General features: G+C 40.5%; 9 protein-coding genes. 6 read left to right on the plus strand and 3 right to left on the minus strand.

The annotated features are described in order from the left end of the window. Nucleotides 1-35: 35 nt before the first annotated feature. The gene (locus VB693_RS11520) at nt 36-1,718 is read right to left on the minus strand and encodes a serine/threonine-protein kinase (RefSeq protein ID WP_323266386.1); all 1,683 of its coding nucleotides are present in this window, start codon (nt 1,716-1,718) and stop codon (nt 36-38) included. Nucleotides 1,719-3,049: 1,331 nt separating this feature from the next. On the opposite strand from VB693_RS11520, the gene VB693_RS11525 reads away from it, so the two are divergent. Then, nucleotides 3,050-4,066, plus strand: a complete 1,017-nt coding sequence (locus VB693_RS11525; RefSeq protein ID WP_190708232.1) for a ribose-phosphate pyrophosphokinase — start codon at nt 3,050-3,052, stop codon at nt 4,064-4,066. On the opposite strand, the gene VB693_RS11530 is transcribed toward VB693_RS11525, so the two are convergent. After that, entirely contained in the window at nt 4,063-4,206 is a 144-nt protein-coding gene (locus VB693_RS11530; protein WP_323266387.1) for a hypothetical protein, read from the minus strand. The genes VB693_RS11525 and VB693_RS11530 overlap by 4 nt on opposite strands. A 154-nt stretch (nt 4,207-4,360) precedes the next feature. Beyond that, complete coding sequence (locus VB693_RS11535) at nt 4,361-4,957, minus strand: HD domain-containing protein (protein WP_323266439.1); 597 nt, start codon at nt 4,955-4,957, stop codon at nt 4,361-4,363. Between the two features lie 157 nt (nt 4,958-5,114). Here VB693_RS11535 and VB693_RS11540 point away from each other — a divergent pair, with 157 nt between their 5' ends. The 5 genes from VB693_RS11540 to VB693_RS11560 all read left to right on the plus strand — a co-directional run. Beyond that, nucleotides 5,115-6,716: a DUF4157 domain-containing protein gene (locus VB693_RS11540; RefSeq protein ID WP_323266388.1), complete on the plus strand. Its 1,602-nt coding sequence runs from the start codon at nt 5,115-5,117 to the stop codon at nt 6,714-6,716. A gap of 194 nt (nt 6,717-6,910) precedes the next feature. Continuing rightward, nucleotides 6,911-9,157, plus strand: a complete 2,247-nt coding sequence (locus VB693_RS11545; protein ID WP_323266389.1) for a substrate-binding domain-containing protein — start codon at nt 6,911-6,913, stop codon at nt 9,155-9,157. A 24-nt stretch (nt 9,158-9,181) separates the two neighbouring features. Then, nucleotides 9,182-9,340 carry a hypothetical protein gene (locus VB693_RS11550; RefSeq protein ID WP_190708221.1) on the plus strand — a complete coding sequence of 53 codons (159 nt, stop codon included), beginning with the start codon at nt 9,182-9,184 and terminating at the stop codon, nt 9,338-9,340. A gap of 14 nt (nt 9,341-9,354) precedes the next feature. After that, entirely contained in the window at nt 9,355-9,870 is a 516-nt protein-coding gene (locus tag VB693_RS11555) for a phage tail protein (protein WP_190708219.1), read from the plus strand. Nucleotides 9,871-9,881: 11 nt separating this feature from the next. Next, nucleotides 9,882-10,061, plus strand: a 180-nt coding sequence (locus VB693_RS11560) for a hypothetical protein (RefSeq protein ID WP_323266390.1), incomplete at its 3' end; no start/stop codon positions are given.

Here is a 10,061-nt window from a genome sequence, read left to right on the forward strand (position 1 = left end):
CGCTACCGCTAACAGCACTCAGCACTCAGCACTCCTCACGGTAAAGTTGTCGCTTCAGGAATTGGCGTAAAGGTGCTATCAGCAGGTGGGTTGATCATCTCCATGTCATCAGTTGGGGTGGGTGTCGGTGTAGGGGTAAGGGTTGGGGTAGGTGTGAGAAAAGTAGGTGCAGGTGTAGGTGGAGGTGTAAATGTAGGCGTGGGTGTAAATATGGGTGTCGGTTGGATGGGTTTTTCGATCGCCACATTCAAGTTATAGTCACTAGCCGCTACTCCAGGGGCTAAAGTTAACTGAATAGTATATCTACCAGTGTTGGGCAATATATCTACATAGCTAGTTACTTGCTGTGCGCCACTGTCAATTGGTTGTTGATTGGGGGCTAATACTGTCACCAAAACGCCGTCACCTTGGATAACAGAAATAGTTAACTTGTCTCCTGCTTCTCCAAACAAACTATATTGAATGATTTGATTGGCTTGGAGAGTATCTTCAACTATGGCGGTGTTGATATCTCCCAAATTAAGACGTTTGTTAATAATTACAGGTTCTGGCGTAGGTGTAGGCGTGGGAGTAGGGGTTGATGTACCCTCAACCACCGGGGAAGGAAAATTTTGTGGTGGTAATGTTTCTTGTGGTTGAGATGATGAGTGACTGCGGATAGAACTGACTAATGCCCAAGAACCGAAACCTGCCAAAATGACGACAGCACTCCCAATCGCCCCCAATGCCAAGGGATTATCTAAAACTGAACTACTGCGACTGGGTGGAATTACCGGATCAAGTTTGTTGGGTGGTGGTGGTGGTACAAAGTCAGGACGGCGACCAACAGCGACTGTTTGCACACGGGAAATTTCAGGGAGAGAGACACTCATCCTAGATTGATCTAGTATTTCTAACGCTTGTGCTACTTCAGCTGTATTTTGATAGCGATCGCTAGGAGTATAATTCAACATCCGATTCACAATCTGGGCAAATATTGGATTTACACTCACCCACTTTTGCCAATTCCAAGTCAGTTGATTTTCGTCAAATAATTCTGATGGTTCTTTCCCAGTCAACAAAACTATTGCTGTCACCGCTAAAGCATACAAATCACTACTAGGATAAGCACGCCCTGTTTGCATCTGTTCACTAGGCGCATAACCCAATTTGCCGACAGTGGTGACAGGTGTTGTACTATCTGGAAATTGCAGACGCGTTGCCAGTTCTTTAACTACACCAAAGTCAATCAACACTGGTTGAGTATCGCCATCGCGCAAAATGATATTGTCTGGGGAAATATCACGATGAATAATCCCCCGTCCATGAATATGCTCTAATACAGGTAATAAGGAGCGTATCAAATATAATACTTCGGCTTCAGTAAAACTCTGGCTATTCTTTTGGCGGTCAGTCAATATTTGCCGATAGGTTTTACCTGCAACATAGTCTTCGACTAAAAACAAGCGTTGGTCTTGCTCAAACCTTTCGCGAAACCTTGGTATTTGGGGATGTACTATCTGATACAAAACAGTTGCTTCCCGGTGAAACAGTTCTTGAGCCTTTTCCCAAGCTAACGTTCCCGTTCCAGAGGGAATCAATTCTTTAATCGCGCACAGTTCATTAAAGCGTCTTTGATCTTCCGCCAAATAGGTTCTACCAAATCCCCCTTGTCCAAGAATTTGAATAATGCGGTAACGGTTTTGCAGAACAGTGCCAATGGAAATTGGTGGTTGCATGATTCATTAATAGAGATGTAGTCGCAACTGAGAAGGAAGTCATCCACCAAGATAATCTCAGCAGTGACCACTTTGGGGGTATGGGGCAATATTTAAGAGACAGCGATATTCTACCTTACACAACACTCAGCACCCAGCACCGGCTAAACGCCGCGCTACCGCTATAAGCGCAGCTATGCCCGCAGGGCTTTACAGCACTCTCCACTCCCCATAATTCCTAGGAATATAGTTTTGACATAGTTAATTACCGTGGTAGAATCTATTTGCTCAAAATATTCATCAATAATAAATTATAAATCTGCTGTCAGCGTAAACCCTTCCGTAAGGGAAATAAAATACCCCAAAAATACTAATAATTTTGTGCAGGTAGCATAATCTTCAAATATTCAGATCAGCAATTTCAACGGATTTTAAAAAATAAAAACAATTGTAGTTATTTACTTTAGCTACTTTGTTAAGAAAAGGCTATAAGCACTCTTACCATACATCTATGATTTGGCGAAATATTAGGATAGAAGTCTGATAGTAAAGGCGAATGTAACAATTTCAGCTACTTGTACCTATTTTGCAAAAGCTAGTTGTGATTATTAGCAGTTAACTCTTAATTATTGATTTTTTAAGAACAGTTATCAAAAACCCACATTCCATAACTAGTGGAGCATGGACAAAATAAAAATAGCAATATTAATTGTTCAAAGCCATAAGATATAAGAGTTTTGACTTCCACGTAGTGGTGCTAGCCAACTCATCATTTATGACCTCCACAGCTTAGAATTGGGCTATACTCTTAAATTAAAAATTTTTTTGTGATTTATAACCAAAAATATAGTCAGTCAGTTTATATTATAATTTTGCAACTACTATCATTTAGATATTCAGTAAACATTCAGATACCCCCAACATATTTGTTGGTAAATGTCTCTGGTTGCTGAGTCCTATAGCAATCCTTAATCCTTTGTAAGAGCCGAAAACCCGTTTTTTCAAGAAAATGAGGTTTTACAGTCTCGGAACTCTGATAATTCAAATAGGACGGTTATATCAATTTAAGAGCTATTCAGTCTTGAATTGAGACATACAATGGTATAGAGGCGGCAATCTCGAAAAGATTTGGTTTTTTGTTATTACCCTAGGTTCAACTAATGAGACTAGTTTACAGAGTTGGTGTCAGTTCATCTATGAAGAATTTTTTGTCACAAGGAAGGGAACATGAGCAGCTAATAATTATGTTGAGAAATATTTAAAGTAATTATCAAAGCTTCAAGAAAACTTATCAGATGTTTTTTTTGGTCTATTTCAGTTAAACCTACTAAATATCTAGTGCTAATATTGCCATGAATGCACATCGAGGATCTGCTGTGCTCAGTTCTGCCACTTTCAAAGTGCAGCCAGCTGCAACAGGACTGACTGAAAATCATCGCCTGCGGCTTTTTTCTGGTTCTGCCAATGTACCACTTTCGCAAGAAGTAGCTCGTTACCTGGGTATGGACTTAGGCCCTATGATTCGCAAAAGATTTGCGGACGGGGAACTATATGTCCAGATTCAGGAATCGATTCGGGGTTGTGATGTCTACCTCATTCAACCAACCTGTCAGCCCGTGAATGATCACTTGATGGAATTGCTGATTATGATTGATGCCTGTCGGCGGGCTTCTGCACGGCAGGTAACAGCAGTAGTTCCTTACTATGGTTATGCTCGTGCTGATCGAAAAACAGCCGGGAGAGAATCCATCACAGCCAAGCTAGTTGCTAACCTGATTACTCAAGCAGGTGCTAACCGGGTTTTGGCAATGGATTTACACGCGGCTCAAATTCAGGGCTATTTCGATATTCCCTTTGATCATGTTTACGGTTCACCCGTCATCCTGGATTATTTAGCCAGCAAACAACTACATGATATTGTAGTTGTCTCCCCCGATGTTGGGGGTGTAGCGAGAGCTAGGGCTTTTGCAAAAAAACTAAATGATGCCCCCTTAGCCATTATTGATAAGCGTCGTCAGGCGCACAATGTGGCTGAGGTGTTGAATGTGATTGGTGATGTTAAGGGTAAAACCGCCGTTTTGGTTGATGACATGATCGACACTGGTGGGACAATTGCTGAAGGCGCTAGGTTACTACGTGAAGAAGGCGCACGCCAAGTATATGCCTGCGCTACTCATGCAGTGTTCTCTCCACCTGCGGTTGAGCGGTTGTCAAGTGGCTTATTTGAGGAAGTAATTGTCACCAATACAATTCCCATACCAGAAAGCGATCGATTCCCCCAACTAGTAACGCTGTCAGTAGCTAATTTGTTAGGGGAAACCATCTGGCGGATTCATGAAGATACTTCTATAAGTAGTATGTTCCGTTAATTAGTGCTGAGTGCTGAGTGCTGAGTGCTGAGTGCTGAGTGCTGAGTGCTGAGTGCTGAGTGCTGAGTTCTGAGTTCTGAGTTCTGAGTTCTGAGTTCTGAGTTTTGAGTTTTGAGTTCTGAGAGAAAGAGATGTAGCATTCCTACGTCTCTTTCTCTGAATAACGCATATTTAATTTATGGAGATGTCTATTGTCTCCCCAGTACCCAGCCTTTCAATGAGTGGATTTGCAATGAGTAGATTTTAGATTATTCAATCCAAAATCTAAAACCTAAAATTCCTAGTCCCCATGAGCTATCCTCCTGTTTCATCGGGAATGCCTTCTTGAATCGCTACCAACTGCTCAATTTCTGTAACTACTCGTGTTAACTCTTCAACAATGGCAGTAGTTTGAGTTTGATTGAAAGCATCTGTCATCGCTCGATAATACCAAAGAGTACCAACTTTTCCTCCTTGGAAACGTTGCCAGAGTGATTCACCCATTAAGCGATAATCTTTGAGAATTGAGCGGGCATTGTAGAGTTTATCAGCTGCGGATACCAGTAATACTGAGGGGGAAGCTTTAGCTATATGAGCAATGTATGCTTCCTTTCGTTGTCGCCAAGGGGGTTTAGGTATGGTGTCCGCATCTGTACAACCATCGACAATTGCTGTGACATTTTCACCAAAACGGCGGCAAATTTCGGCTCGTGTCGTTGCACCGCCTTGGTCTTCTATGGCATCGTGTAATAAGGCTGCGATCGCTTCATCTTCATTCGCACCATATTCTAAAGCAATACTGGCAACACCCAATAAATGAGAAATATAAGGAACACCAGAACCTTTACGCACTTGTTGAGCGTGGAGTTCTGTAGCGTAAATTAAAGCTTGGGTAAAGCGTTCAGAAAGCACCATTGTTAATAGATTGTAAGTAAACAGGTTAACTTGCTTCTGTACCTATGACAAATAGTAGCGATCGCTAACTATCTCCTGGCATATCGTGCGAAAATTGTTACCAGCTATGCCGGAATAATCAAGCAAACCTGAAAATACTGGGAGGATGGGGCAAATGTATAGTAGACAATACAAAGCACGTAAAACTTCTGCTAAGTCCTCCGACACACCAGTATCAAATCAGTTTGCACCGCGTCCCTTTGTCGTCCAGCCTCTACCACAAACGCCAGATTTACAGACTCAACAGGAGAAAGCAGAGCAGTCTAGTAATAGCTTTGCCAATATATCAACTTTTCGTCCAGGCTATCAACCGCCATCACCACCACGCATTCAGATGAAGCTGACAATTGGTCAGCCAGGGGATAAGTATGAGCAAGAAGCAGATCGGGTAGCCGCAGGTGTAGTGCAACGGATTAATTCGCCTCAAATTAGTCAGATTCAGCGTTTAGATGCTCCAGAAGAAGAAGATAAACTGCAAATGAAACCCTTCGCTGGTACTATTCAGCGTCAGGAACAATCAGAAGAAGACAAACTGCAAATGAAGCCAATTGTGCAGCGTTTGTCTGTTGCGGGAGGGATGGCTGCAACACCTGATTTAGAGAAGTCAATCCAAGGAATGAAGGGTAACGGACAACCCCTAGCAGAGAATATCCGACAACCAATGGAGCAGGTATTTGGGACTGATTTCAGTCGGGTAAAAATTCATAGTGATTCCAAATCTGACCACTTAAATCAATCAATTCAGGCTAAAGCCTTTACAACAGGACAGGATATCTTCTTTCGCCAGGGGGAGTATGCGCCTGGAACTAGAGGAGGACAGGAGTTAATTGCTCATGAGTTAACTCATGTGGTACAGCAAAGAGGTGGTGTAGTACAGCGATCGCACCCTAGGATAGATAGGCAACTACCAAATACATACACAACGTCAGATAATCTGATTCAAAGACTGGATCAAGAAGACGTAACTAGCAAAACAGATAAAACCCTTCTTAAAAAGATCAGAGATAATTATAACAATAGTCTGGGGCTGGGAAAAGCTCTCTACAAATACAAAGGCATTTGTTTTGAAGACTTCGACTATTATTTTGAGCAAGCAACCAGTTTAGGTGGACTCGAAAAAACGATTGATAACGCCATCAAAAAAGCAGAAGCTAAAAAGCAAGCAGATGAAACAAAACCGACTGAAGTAACAACACCAGAACCAACGTCACCTGCAATTTCTCAACCACCTTCAACAACTCCTACAGGGAGTGGACAAGGGAACAAAACTAAGAAAAAGAAACCGCCAAAACAGGATATAACTGCTCAGGTTTTCACTGGTAGCCCAGCAACTAAGCAAGAACCCGTTTACGTAACAAAAGATGCGACAAATCCCCTAATTAAAGAGTGGATTAAACAGCAACCTGCGGGAGCAACAATTATTAAGGGCGAAATAATTGTGAAAGAAGATACTGTCTACATCCATGCAACAGTTAGAATCCGCGATACAACAGTCACAGATTACCCGGAGTATAATCAATATAATATTGAAACCCACTATCACCCAGTACCAATAAGCAAAAACTTTCTTCATGTCAAGAGGAGTGCAGGCTCAGATGCTGGTAATGTCGTGAAGTCAACTTCCTGGTTGATACCAGGCGGGGCAAAAACTTTGAACGAGGCTGTAGCGGCTTGGGACAGTGACCATCCAACTCAGAAATCCAAACATACCTGGTAGGGTGATAACCCCCCAAATCGGGGAAGACAGGATGCGATGTAGCTGTGGTATTCGCTCAATAGTTTCTGATGTAGCTGTATTTCAGAGGTCGCGCATTCCAAGTTAATCTCATCTTCTAGCGGAAAGTCTAATGTCCACAGCTAAAAAATCAGTGTAGTATGCGGACATGAGAGCGATCGCTAGGGGTTTTAGTCGTGGTTTATGCACAAATCAAAGCCAAGCTACCTGGTCTTTTCCCAAAAGAACAAAAGTTAGAAGTTGCAGAAACTGGGTCTATTCCTCCGGCGGTAACTGTTGAAACACCCATTTCTCCAGGCTTGGATACGGTTTACAGACGCTATCAATGCTTGAGTGAGAATCCTTTAACCTGTGTATGGACGCAAAAAACCCTAGAGACAGATCCCACCGCTAAAAAATGCGTCAAATGTAGTTTTCCGGCTATTTTGCCACCAAAAACTGAAATTCGTGGCTACCGGGGTCGATACCGCATAGATAGCTTTCTGGGACAGCGAGGAATGGGACGGTTGTATGAGGGTATTCAGGTTGCAGACCAACAGCCTGTGGTAATTAAAGAATACCTGTTACCCCAACGTGCTTTTAATCTTGAGGAAACCAGAGATAGAAAACAAGCCTTTGAGCGTTTGGCGGGGTTGAGTTTAGCCGATGGTCGAGTTCAGGATATCCGCTTAATTTTACCTTGGGATGCGATCGCTGATCCAGTAGAAGAACGCTGCTATCTGATCACTGGCGGTAATCAAGATACCTATCCCACCCTGCGGACATATCTTACTCATCATGGTGCAATGAGTGAAACGGAGGTGTACCATGTTCTCAACCAAGTCTTGCAAACATTGCAATTTCTCCACGGACAAAAATTTAGTCTGCCTTCGGGTCAAGTACAGCAGGGAATAGCACACGGTAATCTAAGTCTGGATAGTTTGTTATTAATTGCCAATCAACAAGAGTTTTTCACCCATGTCTGTGATTTAGCAGTCTGGGAAAGTTTATTTTTACTGCCAAATTCTAAACCAGTTACTCCTACCTTTGATGAAGATTTACAATATTTAGGATATGTTGCTTTTTATTTGTTATCTGGAGCTACAGTAGACTCTGTTAGTAATCAACCACTTGATCCCAAATTAGAACAGCATTGGCCATCAGTCAGAACGGAATTTAAAGCTTTTATTCTCAGGCTTTTAAAGCTAGATAAACCATTCGCTAACGCTGAAGAAGCACGACAAGCACTAATACAAATTACTCCAGTTTCTCTGAATCAAGTTTTAGTAGTTACAAATAAGCCAGAAGAACCAAAAAAACAATTTAAACCTATCTATTGGCTGTTAATTAGTATATTAGGACTTATTTTTTTAGGCTCAATTATCTGGTTAATCATGAGGATATTTAACAAGCCAGAAATTGCACCTCAAGACGTTGTGGTTTGTTGTTTGAAAGATGTTCCTGGTGTACCGCCGGGAACATATACATATACAGGCGAAAAATCTGGTACTTGGAGTTATATCTTACAACAAAGTAATTTAATTTTACAAGATAAAACTTTAGAAGATAAACTCAAAGAAAATCAGCCCAAACTAGAAATATATTATCAACCAGAAGAAGAATTAAAACAGGCGATCGCTAAAGTTCAGTCAGGGAAATCTGATTTTGCTGTGACTAATTTAGTCAATCAATTTCCAGATCAGATCAGATATAAAGAGTTCGCCTATGATGGATTGGTGGTTTTCGTGGCTTTTAGCTACTATAAAAGAGAGCAAAACTTACCTAAAGCTTTGAACGGTCAAATTAGTATTGAGCAATTGCGAGATTTATATACAGGTAAAATCAAAAACTGGAATCAAATAAATTCTAAATTACCTAATTTGCCAGTTAAGCTATATATGCCGATGGAAGAGGAAGCAGAGAACATATTTAAAGAAAGAGTTTTAAAAGACCATAATGCAATATCTACATTTACTAAACTACAGCAACAAAATCAACAGCAAGATACATTTACTGACAATTCATCTATAAAAATTACTCGCCTCCCTACCTTAGAAATGTTAAGGCGGGTTTTACAAGAATTTGAAAAAGAAGACATTGGTAGTATTGGTTTTGCTACACTCAGTCAAGTTTTTGGACAGTGTTCTGTTTATCCCTTGGCTGTAGTAGCTGGTAATAAACAAGCAGTACAATCTTTAGTGCAGAATGATACTAACAAAGCAATAGATCCGAATACAGACTTATGTAATGATAAAGGTAGCTATAGCCCTAATATCCAGGTATTTAAAACAGGAAGCTATCCCTTAAGTTATCCAATAGTCGTAATTTATCCCGGAGATAATAGCCGTCCTGCAATTGGACAAAAATTTGCTGATATGCTCAAAACTGAAGAAGCACAAAATCTTTTACAACAAGCTGGTTTAGTACCTTTACAAAAAAAATAAAAATTACATATATTTATTTATATTATGAAACATAATCATGAAAACTCAGATAAAGATAAATTACTCTTAAAATTAGCATATAAAGTAATGCGCGATCGCCAACTATTACAAATACTAGGTGATAGAGTTTATGAATTAATGCTAGAAGAATTACGTCTGCAAAAAGAACGTAGTAAAAATTAATAAGGAGTGTAATAATGGCTAATTCCAGTCATGAATTGAACTACGTAACAGCTAATCGCTTTTATGTAGAAATCGAAAGTAGTATTAGTGCGTGTTTTTCTGAATGTCAAGGATTAGGTGTCACAGTCAAAACTGAAAAATTTTCTGAAGGTGGTGTAAATGATCAGCAGAGAGTCCTTTTAAGCCAAGCTGAATTTTCCGATGTGACACTCAAACGCGGTATTACCAATGATTTAACCTTTTGGAATTGGATTAGTCAAATTTTGAGTGATGTTGGTAAAAATGCCAAACAACGTCGTAACGTGAACATTTTACTATTTAATCAAGCTGGAGAAACAATGCAATGTTGGACTCTAATTGGTGCTGTTCCTATTTCATGGAAAGCACCAACCTTAAGTGCAGAATCCAACACAGTAGCTATTGAAGAATTGACTTTAACCTATGAAGGATTGAAAATTGATAAAACTAGGTCTGGTGGTGCATCAATTCTATCAGGTCGAGACAGCGCGGGATATTTTTCTAGTAATTAGAGTAGTAGTTTATGAGAGAAAATATAGAAACTGGCTCTGATGATAATTCAGAACTAGGGATTAAAAAACCATTACTCCCCCATAAACCCTTGGGACAAAAACTACTCAGTCCCAAATTTTTGTCACCCTTGGGTGCTAAATATTTGTCAAATTTCGAGCCTTCAGTTTTTTTTGCTCCTGAATTTACAAAG

Origin of the sequence: Anabaena sp. UHCC 0399 (assembly GCF_034931465.1) — a bacterium.
In the GTDB taxonomy this organism is placed as follows: Bacteria; Cyanobacteriota; Cyanobacteriia; order Cyanobacteriales; family Nostocaceae; genus Trichormus; species Trichormus minutissimus.